At 67.2% G+C, this 20,661-nt stretch carries 18 protein-coding genes; 7 read left to right on the top strand and 11 right to left on the bottom strand.

The window, feature by feature from the left end:
* Positions 1 to 67: 67 nt before the first annotated feature.
* A complete protein-coding gene (locus ACFXHA_RS22865; RefSeq protein ID WP_379359890.1) occupies positions 68 to 1,045 on the top strand; it encodes an SMP-30/gluconolactonase/LRE family protein in 978 nt (325 codons plus the stop codon).
* Here the strand turns inward: ACFXHA_RS22865 and ACFXHA_RS22860 are convergent.
* Entirely contained in the window at positions 994 to 1,650 is a 657-nt protein-coding gene (locus ACFXHA_RS22860) for a TetR family transcriptional regulator (protein ID WP_379359888.1), read from the bottom strand. The two genes, ACFXHA_RS22865 and ACFXHA_RS22860, sit on opposite strands and share 52 nt — an antisense overlap.
* A 269-nt stretch (positions 1,651 to 1,919) precedes the next feature.
* On the opposite strand from ACFXHA_RS22860, the gene ACFXHA_RS22855 reads away from it, so the two are divergent.
* Positions 1,920 to 2,630, top strand: a complete 711-nt coding sequence (locus tag ACFXHA_RS22855; protein ID WP_379359886.1) for a helix-turn-helix domain-containing protein — start codon at positions 1,920 to 1,922, stop codon at positions 2,628 to 2,630.
* Between the two features lie 75 nt (positions 2,631 to 2,705).
* Here ACFXHA_RS22855 and ACFXHA_RS22850 read toward each other — a convergent pair whose 3' ends face one another.
* Complete coding sequence (locus tag ACFXHA_RS22850; protein ID WP_379359884.1) at positions 2,706 to 3,011, bottom strand: hypothetical protein; 306 nt, start codon at positions 3,009 to 3,011, stop codon at positions 2,706 to 2,708.
* 194 nt (positions 3,012 to 3,205) lie between these two features.
* Between ACFXHA_RS22850 and ACFXHA_RS22845 the strand changes: the two genes are divergently transcribed.
* Complete coding sequence (locus tag ACFXHA_RS22845) at positions 3,206 to 4,162, top strand: undecaprenyl-diphosphate phosphatase (protein ID WP_379360673.1); 957 nt, start codon at positions 3,206 to 3,208, stop codon at positions 4,160 to 4,162.
* A 72-nt stretch (positions 4,163 to 4,234) separates the two neighbouring features.
* Here the strand turns inward: ACFXHA_RS22845 and ACFXHA_RS22840 are convergent, their stop codons facing one another.
* Positions 4,235 to 5,893, bottom strand: coding sequence for a cutinase family protein (locus ACFXHA_RS22840; protein WP_379359882.1), 1,659 nt, complete (start codon positions 5,891 to 5,893; stop codon positions 4,235 to 4,237).
* Between the two features lie 182 nt (positions 5,894 to 6,075).
* A complete protein-coding gene (locus ACFXHA_RS22835) occupies positions 6,076 to 7,482 on the bottom strand; it encodes a lipase family protein (protein WP_379359880.1) in 1,407 nt (468 codons plus the stop codon).
* Between the two features lie 180 nt (positions 7,483 to 7,662).
* Between ACFXHA_RS22835 and ACFXHA_RS22830 the strand changes: the two genes are divergently transcribed.
* Positions 7,663 to 8,481, top strand: coding sequence for an SDR family oxidoreductase (locus ACFXHA_RS22830; RefSeq protein WP_379359878.1), 819 nt, complete (start codon positions 7,663 to 7,665; stop codon positions 8,479 to 8,481).
* 12 nt (positions 8,482 to 8,493) lie between these two features.
* Here ACFXHA_RS22830 and ACFXHA_RS22825 read toward each other — a convergent pair whose 3' ends face one another.
* Together ACFXHA_RS22825 and ACFXHA_RS22820 are read right to left on the bottom strand one after the other, a co-directional pair.
* On the bottom strand, positions 8,494 to 9,021 hold the full coding sequence (locus tag ACFXHA_RS22825; RefSeq protein WP_379359876.1) for a hypothetical protein: 528 nt from the start codon (positions 9,019 to 9,021) through the stop codon (positions 8,494 to 8,496).
* 50 nt (positions 9,022 to 9,071) lie between these two features.
* A complete protein-coding gene (locus ACFXHA_RS22820; protein ID WP_379359874.1) occupies positions 9,072 to 10,307 on the bottom strand; it encodes a hypothetical protein in 1,236 nt (411 codons plus the stop codon).
* Between the two features lie 566 nt (positions 10,308 to 10,873).
* Between ACFXHA_RS22820 and ACFXHA_RS22815 the strand changes: the two genes are divergently transcribed.
* Genes ACFXHA_RS22815 through xdhC form a run of 3 tightly spaced genes read left to right on the top strand, consistent with a single transcriptional unit; the run spans position 10,874 to position 15,694 of the window.
* Positions 10,874 to 12,358: a xanthine dehydrogenase small subunit gene (locus tag ACFXHA_RS22815; protein ID WP_379359872.1), complete on the top strand. Its 1,485-nt coding sequence runs from the start codon at positions 10,874 to 10,876 to the stop codon at positions 12,356 to 12,358.
* Positions 12,355 to 14,838 carry a xanthine dehydrogenase molybdopterin binding subunit gene (gene xdhB, locus ACFXHA_RS22810; protein WP_379359870.1) on the top strand — a complete coding sequence of 828 codons (2,484 nt, stop codon included), beginning with the start codon at positions 12,355 to 12,357 and terminating at the stop codon, positions 14,836 to 14,838. Before ACFXHA_RS22815 ends, xdhB begins: the two co-directional genes overlap by 4 nt.
* 1 nt (position 14,839) lies before the next feature.
* Positions 14,840 to 15,694, top strand: a complete 855-nt coding sequence (gene xdhC / locus ACFXHA_RS22805; RefSeq protein WP_379359868.1) for a xanthine dehydrogenase accessory protein XdhC — start codon at positions 14,840 to 14,842, stop codon at positions 15,692 to 15,694.
* Positions 15,695 to 15,750: 56 nt separating this feature from the next.
* Here xdhC and ACFXHA_RS22800 read toward each other — a convergent pair whose 3' ends face one another.
* Genes ACFXHA_RS22800 through ACFXHA_RS22780 form a run of 5 tightly spaced genes read right to left on the bottom strand, consistent with a single transcriptional unit; the run spans position 15,751 to position 20,626 of the window.
* Positions 15,751 to 16,389 (bottom strand): histidine phosphatase family protein, encoded by a 639-nt coding sequence (locus tag ACFXHA_RS22800; RefSeq protein WP_379359866.1) that lies wholly within the window; start codon positions 16,387 to 16,389, stop codon positions 15,751 to 15,753.
* Positions 16,386 to 18,116 carry a carbamoyltransferase gene (locus ACFXHA_RS22795; RefSeq protein WP_379359864.1) on the bottom strand — a complete coding sequence of 577 codons (1,731 nt, stop codon included), beginning with the start codon at positions 18,114 to 18,116 and terminating at the stop codon, positions 16,386 to 16,388. The genes ACFXHA_RS22800 and ACFXHA_RS22795 overlap by 4 nt, the downstream gene beginning before the upstream one ends.
* On the bottom strand, positions 18,064 to 19,167 hold the full coding sequence (locus ACFXHA_RS22790; protein ID WP_379359862.1) for an NAD(P)/FAD-dependent oxidoreductase: 1,104 nt from the start codon (positions 19,165 to 19,167) through the stop codon (positions 18,064 to 18,066). Before ACFXHA_RS22790 ends, ACFXHA_RS22795 begins: the two co-directional genes overlap by 53 nt.
* Positions 19,164 to 20,132 carry a hypothetical protein gene (locus tag ACFXHA_RS22785; protein ID WP_379359860.1) on the bottom strand — a complete coding sequence of 323 codons (969 nt, stop codon included), beginning with the start codon at positions 20,130 to 20,132 and terminating at the stop codon, positions 19,164 to 19,166. The genes ACFXHA_RS22790 and ACFXHA_RS22785 overlap by 4 nt, the downstream gene beginning before the upstream one ends.
* A 29-nt stretch (positions 20,133 to 20,161) precedes the next feature.
* Entirely contained in the window at positions 20,162 to 20,626 is a 465-nt protein-coding gene (locus ACFXHA_RS22780; protein ID WP_379359858.1) for an SRPBCC family protein, read from the bottom strand.
* Positions 20,627 to 20,661 lie beyond the last annotated feature (35 nt).

Genomic DNA, 20,661 nt, shown 5'->3' with positions numbered 1-20,661 from the left:
GAACCCGTCAAGCCCCGAAAACGTCTTACGATGCAGAGATCATTCGGCCGAATTCGCGAGGTGCGAGATGGGCAAGCTGAGGCGCACGAGGTCGGGACTCGGCAGGCGATCGGCGGCAATCGCATTCGCCGCACTCTCCGTCGCCGGATTGTCGACCGTCACCGCCGCACCGGCATCCGCCGCCCCGGTCTGTCCGGGGGCCGGGCAGCCGACCTTCACGGTGGCCACCGTGCCGGGTGCCGCGCTGGAGGGCATCACCGTCGACCAGGCGGGCCGGGCCTTCGTCACCGATCTGGTGAGCGGTCAGGTCTTCCGCATCGACGCGCCGGGTGCGCCCGCGGTGCCGATCGCCCGGGTTCCCAGCGGTGGTGCCGGTGCCCTGGCCTGGCTGCCGGACGGTCGCATGCTGGTCGGCTACGGTGCCGATGCGCGCGCGGCGATCGGCGACAGCATCCGCCACGCCGGCATCGTCACGGTCGATCCCGACACCGGGGCCATGGCCCCCTTCGCGGCGGGGCTCTCCGCGGCCGACGGCATGGATGTCGCACACGACGGAACCGTCTATGCCACAAATGATTTCGGCTCACTGGTGGGCCGGGTGTATCCGAACGGCGTGGTGCAGGCGGACTGGGCGAACTTCCCCAGCGCCAATGGCGCGGTGCTGGATCAGGGCAACGGCTTCCTCTACGTCTCGCGCACCTTCGTGAATCCCGGGGTCAGCCGGATACCGACCGCCGCGCCCTGGGCCCCGCAGTCCTTGCTCGACCTGTCCGGTGGTGACTTCTTCGACGCTCCCGACGGCCTGACCCTCGACGCGCTGCAGCGCCCGGTGGTGCCGTTCAACCCGTCGGGTCAGGTGGTCCGCATCGACAACCCGGGCCAGTACTGCGTCCTGGGCTTCGGCCCGCAGTTGACCAGCGAGGTGCAGTACGGGCGCGGTGATCGGGGCTTCTCGGCCGGGCGGCTGTTCGGCATCACCTTCACCGGTCAGGTCTACGAGATTCCGGGCGGGTTCGACCCCGATGCGCGCACGGCCGCGCCCTGACGGTCGACGGGCTCGGTGAGCAGTCCGACGATCATGGCGATGATGTTGTCCTGCACGTCGTTTCGCTCACCGGCGGTGGGCAGGTCCTGGCTCTCGTAGTCGGCGAGCAGGGCGAAGATGACGGTGCTCATGGCCCGCAGCCGGTAGGTGCGTTGCGCGCGGCCCAGGTCGGGTAGCGCCCGGTAGAGCCGGGTCACGATCTCTCGCGTGGCGTGCCAACGCTTTTCGCTCAGGTCGGGCCCGGTCAGCGCCGGATGCGCGCGGGCCTGCTCCAGGAATCGCGCGTAATGCGTGGACCCCTCGGCCCGGGGCACGTCGAACATGGGTCGCACCAGGATGTCGACCAGCGCGGCCACACTGTCGGGCGCGTCCGCGGCCCGGTGGGCGGTCAGCAGTTCGGTGCGACGCGCCTCCAGCGCGGGCTGGTGGCGTTCGATGATGGCGGTGATGAGCCCGTCCCGGGATCCGAAGTGGTAGTGCACCGCGGAGTTGTTGCGCTGTCCAGCCGCCACCGCGATATCGCGCAGGGCCACATCCGGCCCCCGTTCGGCGATGGTGCGCTCACCGGCGAGCAGAATGAGCTCGCGCGCGTCAGGACTGTTCACCGGGTCACTATAGGACCGCGTCGTCCTCGGCGTGTCAGGCCGTGCCGGACGTGTCGCGGCGGCCGCACGCGATTCGACCTTGGGCGAACGCTACGTTGCGTTCACAATGCGGGTAATGAACGAATGCCGGTGGGATCGGGATAACGCCTGCCGCACAGGCGAATTCGCGATGTCGCAGCGCCGGAGCCTAATGCAATCACGCAGGTCGTGTGTTGCAATAGGTTGGAGCCCTGCCGCTTCGGCGGCACTCTGATGAAGGAGCCGCTCCGATGCCCGGAGGAAGACTCAGCCAGGAGGATCGCCGTCTCATCGCCGCGGGCTTGGCCGGCGGGCTCGGCTATGCCGATATCGCCCGTCAGCTGCACCGCCCCACCTCCACCGTGAGCCGCGAGGTGACCCGCAACGGCGGGCCGGGACGCTATCGCGCCGATCTGGCCCAGGCCGCCACCGCGGTGCGCTCGCGGCGTCGCGCGCCCCGGCCCAAACGCACCGAAAACCCTTGCGGCGCAGACGAACACGGCCGTAGCGAGGTGCTGCTGGCCGAATTCAGCAGCCAGTTCGCGGCGCTGTTCGCCCAGACCGGCATGCCCAAGATGGCCTCGGCGGTGCTGGCCCGGCTCTACGCCGCGGACTCCGGCAGTCTCACCGCCGCGGAGCTGGTGGCGCATCTGCGGGTGAGTCCGGCGACGGTCTCGGCGGCCGTCGGCCATCTGGAGGAGCAGTCGCTCATCCGCCGTGACCGTGACCCGGGCAGTCGGCGCGATCGTTACTTCATCGACGAATCCGCCTGGTATCGCGCCACTCTCGTGAGTGCGCAGGCCAATGAGCGACTCGCGGCCAAGGCTCGCGACGGCGCGGACGCGCTCGGATCGGCCACGCCCGCCGGGCTGCGGCTGCTCGGCATGAGCGAGTACCTGGAGCGGGTGGGCCTGGATATGGTCCGCTCCGCGGAACGCTGGCGCGCGCAGTTGGCCAACTAGCACCGCAGTGCCACCGAGAGCCGCAGTGCCACCGAGAACTGCAGCGTCACCGAGAACTGCTGTGCCGGTGGGGAATCAGAGCGCGGGAGCACCGGGTGGCGAGCCGCGGAATGGATTTCCGACGGCAATTCCCGGGAACCTGCGGTGAATTCGATCCACATAGCGGCGCACCGTGGAGAGTTCCGCACTGATCGATTGCCGGGCCTCCGCGGTCGGCGCGGTCTGTAATCGCCTGGTCAGTTTGACTACATGCTTTTCCAATTCATCCAGGAAGATGCGAGCCTGAGCTAACTCGGGATCCTCGCCGGTGTCGGGATTGTCGAATCCCCTGTACTGCATATCGCGGAAGTATTCCACGCAGGCCGCCTCCGTGCCGCGCAATTCGATTGCGTACAGGGAGAATTCGCCCTTCGCAGCATTGCATGCGCCGCATTGAAACCCCCGCTCCAGGGCCGCGAGCCGCCCAGGCCCCGGCCGCGGCGCGGACGCGAAGTGGCAATCGGACACTGGTAGCCTCGCCAGGCGAGCAGCCCCAGGCGCGGGGTGTTCGGTTCCCGCACGCCCGTCCGACAGGAATTCGAATGGCCATCAGTTACCTGGAATCGATCGTCGTCGGCGCACTGCAAGGGGTGAGTGAACTCTTCCCCGTCTCCAGTCTCGGGCACAGCATTCTGTTGCCCGCCCTGGTGGGTGGCAAGTGGGCCGACGATCTGAGCATGTCCGCCACGGATTCCCCGTACCTGGCGTTGCTGGTGGCCATGCACGTCGCCACCGCGGTGGCCCTGGTGATCTTCTTCTGGCGTGACTGGGTGCGCATCTTCCGCGGCCTCTGGGATGTGGCGCTGACCCGTCAGATCCGCACGCCCGAGGCCAGGCTGGGCGTGCTGCTCGTGATCGCCACCATCCCGGTGGGACTCGCGGGTCTGCTGCTCGAGAAGGCGGTCCGCCACTATCTCGGCAACCCCATTCCCACCTCGATCTTCCTGGCGATCAACGGTTTCGTGCTGTTGTCGGCGGAGATCATGCGCAAGCGCGACCACGAGCCCGAATTCCAGTTCAGCAGCCCCACCGGCCGCACCACGGACCTGTCCATGGAGGACACCATCGTGCTGCCGATGACCGACCCGGATCGCGCCTCGGATGTTCGCCTGTCGCGCCTGAGCATTCGCGACGCCACCCTGATCGGCGCGGCCCAGATCGCCGCCCTCTTCCCCGGCATCAGCCGCTCGGGCAGCACCATCGTGGCCGGCCTGTTCAAGGGCATGCGGCACGAGGACGCCGCCCGCTTCGCCTTCCTGCTGGCCACCCCGGTCATCCTGGCGGCCGGTGTGCTCAAGATGCCGGAGCTGTTCAAGCCGCAGAACCACGACATTCTCGGCCCGGCGCTGGCGGGCAGCGTGGTGGCGGGCGTGCTGTCCTACATCTCGGTCAAGTTCCTCACCGCGTACTTCGAGACCAAGACGCTGACCCCGTTCGCCATCTACTGCCTGGTCGGCGGACTGGGCAGCCTGGTCTGGTTCACCATTCGCTGAGCCGGTCCCCGACAACGACAATGCGCCGGTGCGCACCCGGAAGGGGTGCGCACCGGCGCATTTCGTTTCAGGTCAGTGCGTGGGTGTCGTGGTCGGCGGCACCGTGGTCGTCGTGACCGGCACCGTGGTGGTGGTCGGCGCGACGGTCGTGGTGGTGACCGGCGGGGTGGTGGTCGTGACCGGCGGGGTCGTGGTGCCCGGGTCCGGGGTGACCGTGGCGGTCGGCGGCACCGTGGTGGTGGTCGGCGGCACGGTGGTCGCGCTGCCCGGCGTGGTGGTGGCCGGAGTCGTGGAACCGCTTGCGGGCGTGCTGGTTCCGGACGCGCTGGCCCGGGCCGCCGCGAGCGCGTTCGGGGTCGTGGTGGCCGTCGGCGAGGAGGTCAGCGTGTGCGGGTCGAGCTGCTTGGCCTGCGCCTCCTTGGCGAGTTCGGTCAGCCACGCCGCGGCGTAGTCGGCCGAGCTGACCTGCTTGCCATTGTCCGGGTTCTGGTCGTGCCAGTAGTCGAAGTGGTGGCCGGTGCCGTTGGGGCCCAGGGTCAGGTTGTACGGGTCGTTGAGGATCACCGGGATGGTGTTCTGGTTGGTGGTGATCAGCCCGATGACCTCGTTGAACACCTTCTGCGGCAGGTAGGCCAGCGGCGACATGTTCTGGGCGTCGATATTGCTCGCTTCGACCGGTGTCGGGTTGTCCTGATTCGGCTTGTAGTCCGGCGCGGACACCTTCAGCAGCACATCGAGGAAGGTCTCCTTGCTGGTCCACCAGCCCGGATCGTGCGCGATATCGGCGAAGGCGTTACCGGCGATCTTGCCCAGCACCACGGCCACATTCATGCCGCTTTCCGGGGTGAGGGTGTTGTCGTTCTGGATCTGGTCGACATTGATCTGCCGACCCACATTGACCGCCAGCTGCAGCAGCGAGATGTTCTTCGGTGCGGCACAGGTGAGGTCGCCGTCGGAGCAGAAGGACGCGATGCGGCCGTTGAGTGAGCCGAAGTCGCCGGCATGGTCCTGCAGTGCGCCCTGACCGCCCGCGACGTCCTTGTTGTTCTGATAGCTCTGGTTGAAGTTGTCGGGGTGGCTGGGATCCTTGGCCCCGATGAACGGGCCGTCACCCGCCGAACGCCCCGAGTCGGCGAGGATCACGACACCGGCCACATTGCCCGGATCGACGATCCCGTACTTGCCGTCGGCCCCGGCGTTCTGGTGCCCGATCTCCTGGGCGACCCGGCGCGTGACGTCCGCGCCTTCGCTGTAGCCGACGATCGCGAACTTGGTGTTCGGGCAGGCCGCGGAGATATCGCGCATGACCTGCTCGGTATTGGCGACACCGGTGTTCACGGAGTCTTCGTAGGTGCTCAGGTTGGCCGGGTAGGAGACGTACACGGCCCAGTACGAATTGGAGTCGACCTGGCCGTTGGGGGCGTTGACGATCGGATCTTCCCAGTGGCTCTGGTAATCGTCCGAAAGCGCCGCGGGCAGCTCGTTGCCATTGGCGTCGACCAGCATCTTCGTGGTGCCGGCCTGCGGTGAGTCATTGCGCCCGGCCACCGAGATGGTCACCATGTCATGGCATTCGGTCACCGACGCCTTGAGCGCCGGATCGGCCTGCTTGGAATCCGGTGACGACGTGTACGCGAACGTCACCGCGACCACGGCCGCCAATCCCAGTGTTGCGGGTGCCGCCACCGCCGACATAATGCGATGTCGTTTCAAGAAGCCGCGAATATCCATGCCCGAATCCCCATTTCACCCCGACAGTGAACCGTCAAAGCCCTGTCTGCAGTCGGGCCATCTACCACCGGAGACGTCGTTGCGGGTGACGCGAGCGTTACTTTCGCGAATGAGTCGCTATCGCAGCGTGACTCGAGTACGCCAGTGACACAGGCCCCCGATGAGACCTGCGTCACATCGGTTTACGCCCCGATCGGCTTGCCGAAGAACGACGCCAGCGTCTCGCCGAGGGTGTCGCTCAGGGTCTGCAGCTCACCCGGGGTGCCGAGCATGGAGGGCATATCCGTGGTCGAGCAACCCGGTTGCGCCGCAACACCATTGAGGCGATCGAACAGCCACATCAGGGCGGCGGGTCCGCCGGTGACCTCGGCCATGATGTGCTCGCTGGCCCAGTCTCGGGTGTAGGTCAGCTGGGCGGCCGGGTCCTGGCAATAGGTGTTGACGAGCTGATCGGTCGAGCCGAGCGGCAGGATCTCGTCCCACTTGGAATGCCACATGAACACCGGCATATCCGGCAGGCTCTTGCCGAGCCGGGTGTCCTCGAGCATGGCCTGCACGGCCGGCTCTTGCAGCGGATCGGGGGAGTTGATCATCCCGGTGATGTTCAGGAACGGCAGCAGCGCGGACTGATACTGCACGCAGAACGGCGCTTTCACGGTGCGCAGCAGTTGGCCGAGCGGGTTGAGCTTCTGGTCCAGCAGCGCGTTGAAGTCCGGGTACTCGCGGGCCAGGCCGAGCACCGCGCCGAGCACCAGGCCGGCGGTCGCCTGATTGTTGGCCATGAGCAGCGTCGCGCCCAGGTCGGCTCCCGTGCCGCCGGAGGCCGCGCCGACGATATTCAGTTCCGGCGCATAGGTTTTGCGTAGTTCGGCGGCGTGCATGGTCGGCATCGACCCACCCGAGTAGCCGTACAGGGCCACCGGCGCGCCCGCCCCGACGCCGAGTGGCGCGAAGGAGGTGGCGGCGCGAATGCCGTCGAGGGTGATGCGCCCGCCCAGCGGACCCGCCGCATACGCCGAATTCGGGCCCTGGTGATCGGGGATCACCACCGCGTAACCCTTCTGCAGGGCCGACTGCGCGAAGAGGAACTCGGCGGGCGCGACGATCTGCCCGAGGAAGGTCGCGGCCGAGAACTGTTGCAGCGCATAGGAGGGACTGCAGTAGCCCGCGGTGGAGTCCTCGGCGATCTGCACCGAGAGCAGCTTGCGTGGCGTGGGGGAGACCCCGCGCGGCTTGAGCAGGGTGGCGACGGCCGGGATGGCCTCGTCGCGACTGTTGTTGGAGCGGTAGGAGACCTGCCAGGCGTCCACGTTCAACGGGATCAGCCCGAAGTTGGCGACGTTCACCTGCCGGGCCGCGATGATCTCGCCGGGCGCGGCGGCCGCCACCACGTCGGCGGGCGGGTAGTAGAAGCCGGGGTCGAGTTCCGGCGGCAGCGGCAGAATCCGGGCCGGCTGGATCGACGGCGGCGCCGGTGCGTCGGCCGGATCGGCCTGGGCCGGTCCCGCGGTCAAGCCCGCCACCACCAGCGCGCAGATGGATATGGTCCCGAGCCGCACGATCCGGCCGGTCAGTCTCCTGGTCCTCATCGACCTACTTCCTCACCCTGATCCCCATTTGTGAGACTATGCAGTCTCAATATTGCAGAGCACACTATGCCACGGATGTGATCGGGCTCGCAATATCCATGGCTGGCGGAAAAGGCCAATGCCAGCGGAAACGGCCGCAACCCTTGCTTGGAGTGCACTCCAGCTCAGTAGGGTCGAAGCATGAGCAAAATCTGGTTCATCACCGGTGTCTCAAGGGGTTTCGGGCGTGAGTGGGCCCTCGCCGCACTCGAACGTGGCGACAGCGTCGCGGGTACCGCCCGCGATCTCGCCACCCTCGACGACATCGTCGCCAAGTACCCCGACACCTTCCTCCCGCTGCACCTCGACGTCACCGACCGTGCCGCCGATTTCGCCGCCGTCGAACAGGCCGCCACCCACTTCGGCCGCCTCGACGTGGTCGTCAACAATGCCGGCTACGGCCAGTTCGGCGCGGTCGAGGAACTCTCCGAACAAGAATTCCGAGATCAGTTGGAAACCAACGTCTTCGGCGCGATGTGGGTCACCCAGGCCGCCCTCCCCATCCTGCGGGCCCAGGGCAGCGGCCACATCCTGCAGGTCTCCAGCATCGGCGGCATCTCCGCCTTCCCGAACCTCGGCGCCTACCACGCCTCCAAATGGGCCCTGGAAGGCTTCTCCCAAGCCTTGGCCGCGGAGGTCGCCCCCTTCGGCATCCACGTAACCCTCATCGAGCCGGGCGGTTTCGCCACCGACTGGTCCGGCCCCTCGGCCCGCCACGCCACCCCCCACCCGGCCTACGAACCCATCCGCGTCGGCCGCAACGCCACCCGCAACTCCATCCGCCGCGGCGAACCCACCGCCACCCGCACCGCCATCCTCACCGTGGTCGACGCGGAGCAGCCCCCGCTGCGCCTGTTCCTCGGCGAACTCCCCCTCACCATCGCCACCGCCGACTACGAATCCCGCCTCGCCACCTGGCGTGAATGGCAGCCGATTTCCCTTGCTGCCCAAGGCGAATAGACGATGACGCGGTCAGCCGCAGCGCCAATGCCCGGTCACTTTGGTGACGCCGGGATAGGCATTCGCGGCTGACCCGTCGGTCAAGGCATAGCTCTCGGTGATGGTCCCGCCTTTGTGGTCGGCGTCCATCGTCACGATGCCACCGTCACCGCCGAATCTGGGCCAGTCCTGCCGGTCGCCGGGAAGCAGCAGATCGTTGCCCCATTCTATGGCGTCCACCTTGTCCGGTGTTCCAGGCTGCAGGTAGGCCGTCGAATCGCCCCGAACCAAGATGCCCAAGGTCAACCGGACCTGACCGACGGTGCCCGTGATCGTCGCCATGAAGACCGGCCTCCGCGCACCCGTCGATTGATCCTGGCCCACATAGTCCGAACACCGAGTGTGGTGGCCGAGCTCGATCGGGTCGGTCGTATGCGACAACACGCTCACCCCGTTGTCGAGCGTGCCGGTGATATTGCCGCTGAAACTCAAGGCTTCCGGGACATCCGGAAGCCGATCGAAGTAATCGAATGCGTCGCATGCCGACACGAGCGCGGCCACACCGGCGACCGCGAGGCTCGTGCGTATTCGGGATCGGTGCACCGGCGATGTCATTCGAAGCGGGACATGGCACGCAGTTGGTCCATGACCTCGGGGGACGGGTGGTGTTCGACGCGGTAGCGGTCGGGGTAGAGGCCCGCTTCGGGCTTCAGGTCGAGGACTTCGGCCAGGACGTCCCACGGCACCGGAAAGGTGTCGCCGGTCTCGACGTCGGTGAGGGTCACGTTGTGGGTGCGCGGCAGCAGGGTGGGGACGGTGTCCGTCCATGGGGCCGAGGTGGATTCGGTGCCGTCCTCCATGCGGAAGTGCATGATCTTGGCGGCGTAATCCTCGATCACTCCGGCGTCGAGATCGGCGCGCAGATTCTCGTATTGCCCGCGGTAGGCATGGGCGGTCAGCGTGGCCTCGGCGTTGCGGATCTCCTTCCACGCCAAGTGATCCCGGGATACCCGATACGGCACCAGACGACCCGCGTCGTCCAGGGTGTAGGGCACCGGCGAGACCTCTCGCACCGCGTTGTCGAACAGTTCGCGAGCGGCATTCACCAGCAGCAGCACATGTCGTTCGGAAAGCTCCGCACCGGCCAGCACGCCGACGTTCTGCGCGATGAACACCAGCGGCCGTGCCCCGGCTTTCTTGCCGATCCCGGCCAGCCACCCGTCGACCAGCGGCAGCGCACCTGCGTACAGATTGCCGTCCGTGTCGGGGATGCGCAGCATCCCGCCGTTGACGCGGGCGTTGTAGCCGGCGACGGTATCGAGCGCGAGACCGGTGAGATTGGCTCGGGCAGTGGCGAATACAGTCTCCGCGTCCACGTCCCACTTCTCCAGCTGGGACGGATGTACCCGCTGCATCGACGTCGGATGATCCACCACCAGCGTCTCCATCAGGCCCGGCAGCAGTGGCCGCCACAGGATGTGGTCGGCGACCCGCATGCCCTCCATCCGGGTGCTGAGTTCACCGGCCTGCCGGATGAGCGGCCGCAAGCGCGGGGCGGCCTCCTCCCATTCGCTCGGCGACTTGATTCCGCCCAGACCGGGACTGACATTGACGAAGTCGAACAGCATCCGATTGCCTTCGCGTGGCGTGACCGACCGGGTCCGCCTGAACACCGTTTCGAGGTTGATCTGACCCCGCGTCCCGCTCGCGGCGGTGTAGCGGATGGAGAAGTCCTCGACGTCGAACTCCGACTCCGTCACCCCGTGCGCCCGCACCATGGCCAGCGCCTGCTCCCCGAACTCCTGCTTCGTACGCTTCGAACCGAACGCCCCACCCAGAAAACTCATGCGCGGCAATCTAACCGAACCCGGTGACACGTGCGCGCCGTCGCCGCGACCAGGGTGCCCGCCGGCGCGCGCTGGCGGAACATACAAAAGCGTCGATAGTTATGCGAGAGCTTTTCGTAGCTATTAACAAGAGCGCGCTTATTGTGCGATAAACCGATTCATTCACAGCTCGCCCGAGGCCTCGTCAGAGGTTCCCTCAAACTGTTCCGGACCACCCCACATCAGCTTGACCTATAGGTCCGGCGGCACGTAGCGTCGGTCACACCGATACGTGAGCTGCTTGGAAGGAGGCGTTGTCGGATGTCCATCTCCATCTCCGATCTCCGCCACCTGGCTCACCGGACCGCCTGGGTTCCGGGTCGTGTAGCTCACGGCTTCTGACCAGCCCGTTTCCCGGCGTGCCCCGTTTGCGGCCCCGGCATCTCGCTCTGTGTCATCGATTGCGGCATGTCATTTGCCCGCTGTTTCGCGCTCCGGGTACTCGGGCTGCGCCACCGTAAATAGAAAGCTCCTGAAATGGCGACTAGGATTATCGAGAAGACCGCGCACCGAAATGAGGTCGTGCCATGGTAGACGCGCGGATCACGGTCAACGGGAAAGTCACCCCGATTTCCCCTGCGGCACCGCACACCACGGTCCTGGATTTCCTGCGGGACCGCGGTTTCACCGGGAGCAAGGAAGGCTGCGCCGAAGGCGAATGCGGCGCTTGTTCGATCATGGTGGCGCGCCCCGGTGTGGAGTCGCCCACCGACTGGATCGCCATCAATGCCTGCCTGGTGCCGGTCGCCTCGCTCGACGGTCAGGAGATCGTCACCGCCGAGGGTCTCGGTGAGCTCGATGGTTCCGGTACCCCCACCGAACTGCACCCCGTGCAGAAGGAGATGGCGGTTCGCGGTGGCTCGCAGTGTGGTTACTGCACCCCGGGCTTCATCTGCTCGATGGCTTCGGAGTACTACCGGCCGACTCGTTGCGCCTCCGCGCACGCGGAGACCGCCGAGGCCGAAACTACCGAGTCGCACGATCACGAGCACGGCCCCAATGGTTTCGACCTGCACTCGCTGAGTGGAAACCTGTGCCGCTGCACCGGTTACCGCCCGATCCGCGATGCCGCGTACGCGCTCGGCGAGCCCGAGGCCGACGACAAGTTCGCGCTGCGCCGCGAGCAGGACGCGCCGGAGCCGGTCGCCACCGAGTACTCGCAGGACGGCCGCACCTTCCGTCGCCCGGAGACCCTGGCCGAGGCCGTGCAGCTGCTGCGCGAGCGCCCGGACGCGGTGCTCGTCGCCGGTTCCACCGACTGGGGCGTCGAGGTCAATATTCGTTCGCGCCGTGCGGATTACGCCATCGCGATCGACCGCCTCCCCGAATTGCGCGGCCTGACGGTCGAATCCGATCACATCGAGATCGGTGCGGCCATGCCGCTGACCGAGATCGAGCGTCGTCTCGACGGCAGCGTGCCGCTGCTGGCGCAGCTGTTCCCGCAGTTCGCGTCCCGGCTGATCCGCAACAACGCCACCTTCGGCGGCAACCTCGGTACCGGTTCCCCGATCGGTGACTCGCCGCCGGCGCTGCTCGCGCTGGGTGCGTCGGTGGTGCTGGCCTCCGCCGACGGTGAGCGCACGGTCGAGCTGGCCGATTACTTCACCGGCTACCGGCAGAGCGTGCGTCGTGCGGACGAGCTGATCAAGTCCGTGCGCATCCCGCTGCCGCTGGCGCCGGTGACCGCGTTCCACAAGATCGCCAAGCGCCGTTTCGACGACATCTCCAGTGTCGCGGTCGCTTTCGCGCTCGAGCTGGAGGACGGCATCGTGAGCCGGATCCGCATCGGTCTGGGCGGCGTGGCCGCCACCCCGATCCGGGCGCGCGACACCGAGGCCGCCCTGATCGGCAAGCCCTGGACCACCGACACGGTCGAGGCCGCCGCCGCGATCCTGCAGGGTGAGGGCACCCCGATGAACGATCACCGGGCCAGCTCCGAGTACCGCGCCGCGATGCTCGGCCAGAGCCTGAAGAAGCTGTACGCGCAGACCACCGAGGCGGTGCTGTCATGAGCCATCTGTCCGAGCGTCCCGAAAAGCCGGTAGTCGGCGTCCCGATGCCGCACGAGAGCGCGTCGCTGCACGTCACCGGCACCGCGCTGTACACCGACGACCTGGTGTACCGCACCAAGGACTGCCTGCACGCCTACCCGGTGCAGGTGTTCAAGGCGCACGGTGCGATCAAGTCGCTGAACACCGACGCCGCCTGCGCGGTGCCCGGTGTGGTGCGGGTGCTCACCATCGCGGATGTGCCGGGCGTCAATGACGCGGGCATGAAGCACGATGAGCCGCTGTTCCCCGAAGAGGTCATGTTCAACGGCCACGCGGTCGCGTGGGTGCTGGGCGACACCCTGGAGGCGGCCCGCCTGGGTGCGGCCGCCGTCGTGGTGGAGCTCGAGGAACTGCCGTCGCTGATCACGGTGCGCGAGGCCATCGCCGCCGAGAGCTTCCACGGCGCGCGTCCGACCATGATCCGTGGCGATATCGACGAGGGTTTCGCCAACTCGGTGCATGTGTTCGAGGGCGAGTTCGAGTTCAAGGGCCAGGAGCACTTCTACCTCGAAACCCATTGCGCCCTGGCGCAGGTCGACGAGGCCGGGCAGATCTTCATCCAGTCCAGCACGCAGCACCCGTCGGAGACACAGGAGATCGTCGCGCACGTGCTCGGGCTGCACAGCCACGAGGTCACCGTGCAGTGCCTGCGCATGGGCGGCGGCTTCGGCGGCAAGGAGATGCAGCCGCACGGTTTCGCGGCCATCGCGGCGCTGGGCGCCAAGCTCACCGGTCGCCCGGTTCGCCTGCGGCTCAACCGGACCCAGGACCTGACCATGTCGGGCAAGCGGCACGGCTTCCACTCCTCGTGGAAGATCGGCTTCGACGCCGAGGGTCGTATTCAGGCCCTGGACGCGACGCTGACCGCCGACGGCGGCTGGAGCCTGGACCTGTCGGAGCCGGTGCTCGCTCGCGCGCTGTGCCACATCGACAACACCTACTGGATCCCGAACGCGCATGTCGCGGGTCGGATCGCGAAGTGCAATACGGTCTCCAACACCGCTTTCCGCGGTTTCGGCGGCCCGCAGGGCATGATCGTGATCGAGGACATCATGGGCCGTTGCGCGCCCCTGCTGGGCCTGGATCCGGCGGAGCTGCGGGAGCGGAACTTCTACGCGCCCAACCAGACCACGCCCTACGGCCAGCCGGTCGGGCAGACCGATCGCATCGGCAAGATCTGGCACGAGACCCAGGACAACGCCAACTGGGCCGAGCGTCAGCGCGACATCGCCGCGTTCAACGCCGCGCACCCGAACACCAAGCGCGCCTTGGCGATCACCAACATCAAGTTCGGTATCTCGTTCAACCTCACCGCCTTCAACCAGGGCGGGTCGCTGGTGCTGATCTACAAGGACGGTTCCGTCCTGATCAACCACGGCGGCACCGAGATGGGCCAGGGCCTGCACACCAAGATGATGCAGGTCGCCGCGACCACGCTGGGCATCCCGCTGCACAAGGTGCGGCTGGCTCCCACGCGAACCGACAAGGTGCCCAACACCTCCGCGACCGCGGCCTCCTCGGGCGCGGACCTCAACGGTGGCGCGATCAAGAACGCGTGTGAGCAGCTGCGCGGGCGACTGGTTCAGGTCGCCGCGACCCAGATGGGCGGCAACGCCTCCGACATCCGCATCATCGACGGTGTCGCGACGCTGCTCGGCAGCGACAAGACCCTCGACTGGGATGCGCTGGTGCACACCGCGTACTTCCAGCGGGTGCAGCTGTCGGCCTCGGGCTTCTACCGCACCGAGGGCCTGCACTGGGACGCCAAGATCTTCCAGGGCTCGCCGTTCAAGTACTTCGCCTACGGCGCGGCCGCGACCGAGGTCGAGGTCGACGGGTTCACCGGTGGCTACAAGATCCGCCGCGTCGACATCGTGCACGATGTGGGCGACAGCCTTTCGCCGCTGATCGACATCGGTCAGGTCGAGGGCGGGTTCGTGCAGGGCGCGGGCTGGCTGACCCTGGAGGACCTGCGCTGGGACACCAGCGACGGCCCCAACCGCGGTCGCTTCCTGACCCAGGCCGCGAGCACCTACAAGCTGCCGTCCTTCTCGGAGATGCCCGAGGAGTTCCACGTGACGCTGCTCGAGGACGCCACCGAAGAGGGCGCGGTCTACGGCTCCAAGGCCGTCGGCGAGCCGCCGCTCATGCTGGCGTTCGCGGTCCGTGAGGCGCTGCGGCAGGCCGCCGCCGCGTTCGGGCCGGAGGGCACCAGCGTCGATCTGGCGTCGCCCGCGACACCGGAGGCGATGTTCTGGGCCATCCAGGGCGCGCGCCGGGGTGACGTGGCCGCCAAGGCGCTCACCAACGGGCACGCCGTCAACGGGCATGCCGCGAACGGCAACGGCCACAACGGCAATGGCAGCAATGGTCACGCCAATGGCAATGGCAGCAACGGCAACGGTGTCGCCGTCGGTACGACCGCGCTGAGCGGAGTCTGACATGACCTGGGTGGCCGCGGTCGAACGGTTACGAGCCCGCCGGGAACCCGGCGTGCTGGTGACCGTCGCGACCGTGCGCGGTCACGCGCCCCGTAAGGCCGGCGCGAAACTGGTTGTCGGACAGACGGAGTCCTGGGGTTCGATCGGCGGCGGCAATATCGAGGCCGTCGCCATCGACCGGGCGCGCGAGCTGATCGCGGCGTCCGATCCGGAAACGGAGATCATGGACTTCGCCCTCAACGACAAGGTCACCAACCGGCACGGCGTGCAGTGCTGCGGCGGCGCCGTCAGCATTCTGCTGGAGCCGCTGCCGGTGGTGCCCGCCGTCGCCCTGTTCGGGGTCGGGCACGTGGGCTACGAACTGGCCCGCATCCTGGCCCGCCAGGATCTGGACCTGCACCTGATCGATACGCGCCCGGAACAGCTTGCCGAGGAACGCCTTACGGTTCTCGACGACTCCGTCGCGCAGGTGCACGTGCATCGCCCGCTGATGCTGCCCGAGGAGATCCTCGGGGAGCTGCCGCCCGGCACCCACGTGCTGATCATGACCCACGATCACGCCGAGGACGCCGCGCTCTGCGACACCGCTTTGCGCACACCGGAACTCGGCTCCGTCGGCCTGATCGGCTCGGCCGCCAAATGGTCGCGGTTCCAGAAGAAGCTGGCCACCGAGGGCGGTTTCGACGCCGCCACCATCGCCCGCATCAAGACCCCGATCGGTCTGACCGAGATCACCGGCAAGGAGCCCGCCATCATCGCGGTGAGCGTGGCGGCGGATCTGATCATGACCTTCGAGGCGGAACGGCACGCGAAAAACAGTGTGGCCCCGGTCCATTCGATCGCGGACAGCGCGTAGGACAAACGCTGAGGCCCCGGTTCTCCAGGAGAACCGGGGCCTTTCGCATCGGCGGGTCAGCGCAGATGCGCGGTGTCATTCAACGTGCATACCGATGTGGTCCCGTCGTCGAAGTACGCCACCTCCGACAGGGAGGCCGCGGCCATCTCCATCCGGAACAGCGATTCGGGCGGCGCGCCCAGCGCGAGCCGGATGAGTGTCCGCAGCGGCGCGACATGCGAAACCACCAGCACCGTCTGGCCCGGGAATTGGGCCAGGATCTTGTCCCGCGACCACTCGACGCGGGTGGTCACCGACTCCAGGGATTCGCCCGTCCCTCCGGGTACCGCCGCCGGTGACGCCAGCCACGCCGTCATCTCGTCCGGGTAGCGCTCGCGTACTTCGGCGAAGGTAAGTCCTTCCCACACACCGAAATCCGCCTCCCGCAAGCCGTTGGCGAGCCGGACGTCCAAGCCCAGCTTCCCGGCCGTCGCCGCGGCAGTTTCCCGGCACCGGCGCAGCGGCGAGGACACCACCGCGTGCACCGGGCCGAACTCCGCCAGCCGGGCGGCGACGGCGTCGGCCTGCCGTCGCCCGGTCTCCGACAGGGCCGGATCGCTGCCGCCGCTGCCGGAGAATCGGCCCTCCGGTGTCAGGGCCGTCTCACCGTGCCGCAGCAGTATCAGCGTGGTGGGTTCGCCCGGTGCGAATGTCATGCGGACACTGCGGCTTTCGTGACGAGGTAATTGCCGAGCACCAGATAGTCGATCTCGGTGCCGAGGAAACAGTTCAGCGCGTCCGCCGGGGCACAGACGATCGGTTCACCCGCCACATTGAACGACGTGTTGATCAGGCAGGGCACATCGGTCAATGCGGTGAAGCGGCGCAACAACGCTGCCAGCCGCGGAGTACCGCCATCCGTGATGGTCTGCACCCGAGAGGTGCCGTCCACGTGGGTCGCGCCCGGGATGACATCGCGGAACTCCGGACGTACCGGGAACACGAAAGTCATGTACGGAGAACGGGTTTTGCGACCCATCTCGAAGACCTTCGGCGCCTCGGATTCGAGGACGAGCGGCGCGAACGGGCGGAACGGTTCACGATGCTTGACCCGGGTATTGATGACGTCCTTGATATCCGGGAAGCTCGGGTTGGCGAGGATGCTGCGGTGGCCGAGTGCCCGCGGTCCGTGCTCGAGCCGGCCCTCGAACCAGCCGATGACCACCTTCTCGGTGAGCAGTTTCGCGACCTGGTCGACGATCTCGTCTTCGCCGAGGCGAGTCCAGCCGACCCGATCATCGAAGTCCCGCAGAGCCTGTTCGATCGCCGCATCATCGTATTCCGGTCCGAGGTAAGGGGTTACGGGCAATGGCTGTTGCGGGTGTGCGATGCCGGGGTGGTTCAGCCAGGCATACGCGGCGGCGCCGATGGTGATGCCGGTGTCGCTGGCGCCGAAACTCACCTCCATCTCCTCGAACCGCGACCCCTCGAACAGCGGAGTGTTGTTGAGGCAGTTCAACGCGACGCCACCCTCGAACAGCAGACACCCGAGGTCCGACTTCGATTCCAGCGCCCGCAGTTGATGATTGGTGACGACACCCAGCATCTCCTGCGCTGCCGCCGCCACCCTCGCCTGATACTCGAGAGTGTCCTCGAACGGCCCGAAGTACTGTTCGAACAGCGGATCCAGGTTGCGCGGATTCTCGGCCGCCAGCGGCACCCGGAAGCTGTAGCGGCCGTCCTCGTGCAGCCGGATCAGATCTTCCACGAACGGATTCGGCACCGGCGGCCGGGCGTAGCCGGACAGCCCCATCACCTTGTATTCGTCATTGTTGGGCACGAACCCGAGGAAGCGGGTGATCGCCGCGAACAGCAGGCCGATCGAGTACTCCGCGCCGATGGTGGATTCGTCGAAGATCCGCACCCGGCCGTCACGGATCTCGCCGAGCACCGTCGAAAACCGCTCCGCGCGACCGTCACTGACGAGGAAGGCGCTGTCTTTCATGCCCGCCAGGTAGTACCCGGTCATGGCGTGCGCGACGTGATGTGGGACGAACACCACCTTGGCCGGATCGGGCGCGAGGCCGGTGCGCGCGGCGAAGTCGGCGAGAACCGCGTCGGGACTGACGATTTCGGCCAGAATCTCGACCCCGGTCAGCGCATCTCCGGACCAATTCCAAGGAATGGCAATGAGATCCACGTCGGCGAAGTCGATACCGGCCTGATCCAGGCACCACCGCACCGAGTTGATCGGGAAGTCGGTTGTCTTCTTGTCCCGGTTGAACCTTTCCTCTTCCACGGCCGCGACGATCTCACCGTCGATCAGCAGGGTGGCGGCCGCGTCGTGGCCCATGAGGTAGTGCTTGTCGATACCTACCGCACCGAAATTCTCAGCGAAGAACTTCGATACTCGGCTGAAACCGTTGCACGCCAAGACGATCATCGTAATTTCCTTCTTTGCCGAGTACGAGATCGCGGACGAGTGCCCCGGCGGCAGGTGCCTGGCACAGCCCCTGACCGGAGAACCCCGCCGCGTAGAGGAAGGGGCGGGCGGGATCGCGGCCGATGACGGCCATGCCGTCCGGGCTCACATCGAGATCCCCGCTCCACCCGTGGTCGACGCGCTGCCCCGCGAACGCCGGATAGGTGGCACCGAGCTGCGCGGAAACCCGCTGCCGCCAATCCTGCTGGGACTCATCGGGACCCGGGCGGCCCATGCCGACGAGAATGAGATCGCCCCAGGAGCGGATACGCAGGCTCGACGGATGCAGGGTCATCGGCAGGGCGTGCGGCGCGGTCACGGGCGCGTCGGTCAGCAGCAGATCCACCGGATAGGTCGTGACCGGCAACTCGACCCCGGCCATGGCGGCCACCGTGTCTGCCCACGGACCGGCCGCGCAGACGATGGTGTCGGCCAGGATGCTGCCGGTGGGCGTATGCACCCGCCCGTCCGGATCGATGGCGGTGACCGGAGTGTGCGTGCGCAGCACGGCCCCGGCCCGCTCGGCTGCCGTGGCATAGGCCTTCACGATCGCGGCCGGATCGCAGGCGTACGCGTCGGGCGACCAGGCGGCCGCCACGATGGTGCGTTCATCCAGCAGTGGGTTGCGCAACGCCGCCTCGGCCGCGGTGATCAGTTCGACCTCGACGCCGGCGACATGCTGGGCGTCCAGCTCGCGCTGGAAGTCCTCCACCTGCTGCTGCTCGGTGAACAGCACCAGGAACCCGACCCGCTGCAGCAGCAGATCGGTGCCCGTGCGCTCGGCGAGCTGGTGATAGTCGGCAAGACTGCGCACGGCGAGACTGCTGGTCAGGGGGCTCCCGGGGAAGTAGGTGCGGATGACGCCCGCGGTGTTCCCCGACGCTCCCGAGCCGAGGTCGCCGCGCTCGAGCAGGACGGTGCCGACCCCGGCCTCGGCGAGGTGAGCCGCGATCGACGTGCCGATGACGCCACCGCCGATGACCAGGACTTCGGTGCGCTCCACCGGGCTCACGACTGCGAACCCACTTCCGCCGGGCGGAACTGCCGCAGGTGGTCACCGCTGTCCCACGGGTACAGGTGCAGGTTCCACGCGCCGAGCGTGTTCACATACAGCGCCATCTGGCTCACCACGGCCAGGAAATCATCGCGGTCGAGCTGGTCGAGGCAGGCCAGGAACCGCTGGGTGAAGGCCCACAACGGCTCCAGACCGCAGTAGCCCAGGAACTCGGCGGGCACACCGACCAGCAAGCGGGTCATGTGCCGCAGCGAATCCATCGGCATGTCCTGCACGGCGGCCCGGACCAAACCGCCGTAGGAGGCGTACCCCAGCGGCCGGGTCTCGCCATTGACGAACAACAACGTCGGCAGCACCGTCTCGAAACTGCCTGCCCCCGAAGGAATCACGCCCCGGTGCAGCTCGGCCAGCTCGACCGGCTCGGTCAGCCAGATCCGCTCGGTCTCGGCGTGCACATCGTGGATGAGCCGGTTGGCGTCCGCGTCGGCGGCGGTCAGATGCGGAATGCGATGGCCGCTCTCGCTGCCCGCCTTGCGGACCTCGACCAGGATCGGCTGCTTGGTGGAATACACCGAATCCCACACCGCCCGACCGGCTTCCAGCAGGTTCGCGATGTCCTGCTCCCGAATCCGACCCACCGGCGCGGCGGGCATCGGCTCGGTCAGCGTGCCGTACTTGATGCCCAAATGCTGTAGCGCGGAAAGGAATACGGTCCCATCCGGCGCGTCCCGTCGGTCGGCGATCTTCGTCTCCGCGGGCACGTGCAGCAGCGAGGGGATCGGCGCGACGTGGTAGAGATGCTCGCCCGCCACCAGGGCGTGGCCTTGCAGGCTGCGGTAGGGGAGCGCCTCCCATAATGCGTCGGCAAGTTCTTCGTTGCGACCGTCGAGTTCCGCGGTCACGGTGATGCCGATTTCGGGCCAGACGATCTCGATATGTCGTCCGGTCGATGACTCTGACAAGGGGTTCTCCTTATAGTGCGAGGTCGGCGCTACTGCTGTGCGAAGTAGTCGCGCACCGCGTCGACCTGCTTGGCCATCATGTCGATGATGGTTTCGACGACCTCGGTCTCCGCGTCCTCGGCGATCGTCAGCTCGCGCGTCCAGTCGAAGAAGCTGCGATTGGGGTCATTGGTGATGGACCGGACGCGGATCGTCGCGACATACAGGTCCACGCCCATGGTCGGTTCGATCGAGCGGTAGGTCTGCAGCCGCTTGAGCTCGTCACGCCCGGCGATCTCCTGCTGCACCAGCCCATCGCTGAACACCAGCGTGAAGTTGTAGAGCGCCGGTACCCGCTCCGGCCCGGCGTCACCGACCCAGTGCACGTCCTTGGCCGAAGGGCCGGAGACGATCGTCACCAGCTTCAGGGCGTCCCGCACGACCACCCAGACAGTGGCCGGATCAGCGTCGATGACGCTCGAGTGATACATCGTGTGCTTGCGCTGAACAGCCACGTAAAATCCTTGTCCGGCAAGGTAATTGCCTCAAA

Origin of the sequence: Nocardia sp. NPDC059240 (assembly GCF_042753865.1) — a bacterium.
Lineage (GTDB): Bacteria > Actinomycetota > Actinomycetes > Mycobacteriales > Mycobacteriaceae > Nocardia.
Note: the sequence above shows the minus strand (reverse complement) of the source record. Positions and strands in the feature narration are given on the sequence as shown.

What these genes read in the sequence shown, in the direction of transcription:
- ACFXHA_RS22865 (WP_379359890.1), top strand. Translation starts at nt 68, where the DNA reads ATGGGCAAGCTGAGGCGCACGAGGTCGGGACTCGGCAGGCGATCGGCG.
- ACFXHA_RS22855 (WP_379359886.1), top strand. Translation starts at nt 1,920, where the DNA reads ATGCCCGGAGGAAGACTCAGCCAGGAGGATCGCCGTCTCATCGCCGCG.
- ACFXHA_RS22840 (WP_379359882.1), bottom strand. Translation starts at nt 5,893, where the DNA reads ATGGATATTCGCGGCTTCTTGAAACGACATCGCATTATGTCGGCGGTG.
- ACFXHA_RS22835 (WP_379359880.1), bottom strand. Translation starts at nt 7,482, where the DNA reads ATGAGGACCAGGAGACTGACCGGCCGGATCGTGCGGCTCGGGACCATA.
- ACFXHA_RS22830 (WP_379359878.1), top strand. Translation starts at nt 7,663, where the DNA reads ATGAGCAAAATCTGGTTCATCACCGGTGTCTCAAGGGGTTTCGGGCGT.
- ACFXHA_RS22820 (WP_379359874.1), bottom strand. Translation starts at nt 10,307, where the DNA reads ATGAGTTTTCTGGGTGGGGCGTTCGGTTCGAAGCGTACGAAGCAGGAG.
- ACFXHA_RS22815 (WP_379359872.1), top strand. Translation starts at nt 10,874, where the DNA reads ATGGTAGACGCGCGGATCACGGTCAACGGGAAAGTCACCCCGATTTCC.
- xdhB (WP_379359870.1), top strand. Translation starts at nt 12,355, where the DNA reads ATGAGCCATCTGTCCGAGCGTCCCGAAAAGCCGGTAGTCGGCGTCCCG.
- xdhC (WP_379359868.1), top strand. Translation starts at nt 14,840, where the DNA reads ATGACCTGGGTGGCCGCGGTCGAACGGTTACGAGCCCGCCGGGAACCC.
- ACFXHA_RS22800 (WP_379359866.1), bottom strand. Translation starts at nt 16,389, where the DNA reads ATGACATTCGCACCGGGCGAACCCACCACGCTGATACTGCTGCGGCAC.
- ACFXHA_RS22795 (WP_379359864.1), bottom strand. Translation starts at nt 18,116, where the DNA reads ATGATCGTCTTGGCGTGCAACGGTTTCAGCCGAGTATCGAAGTTCTTC.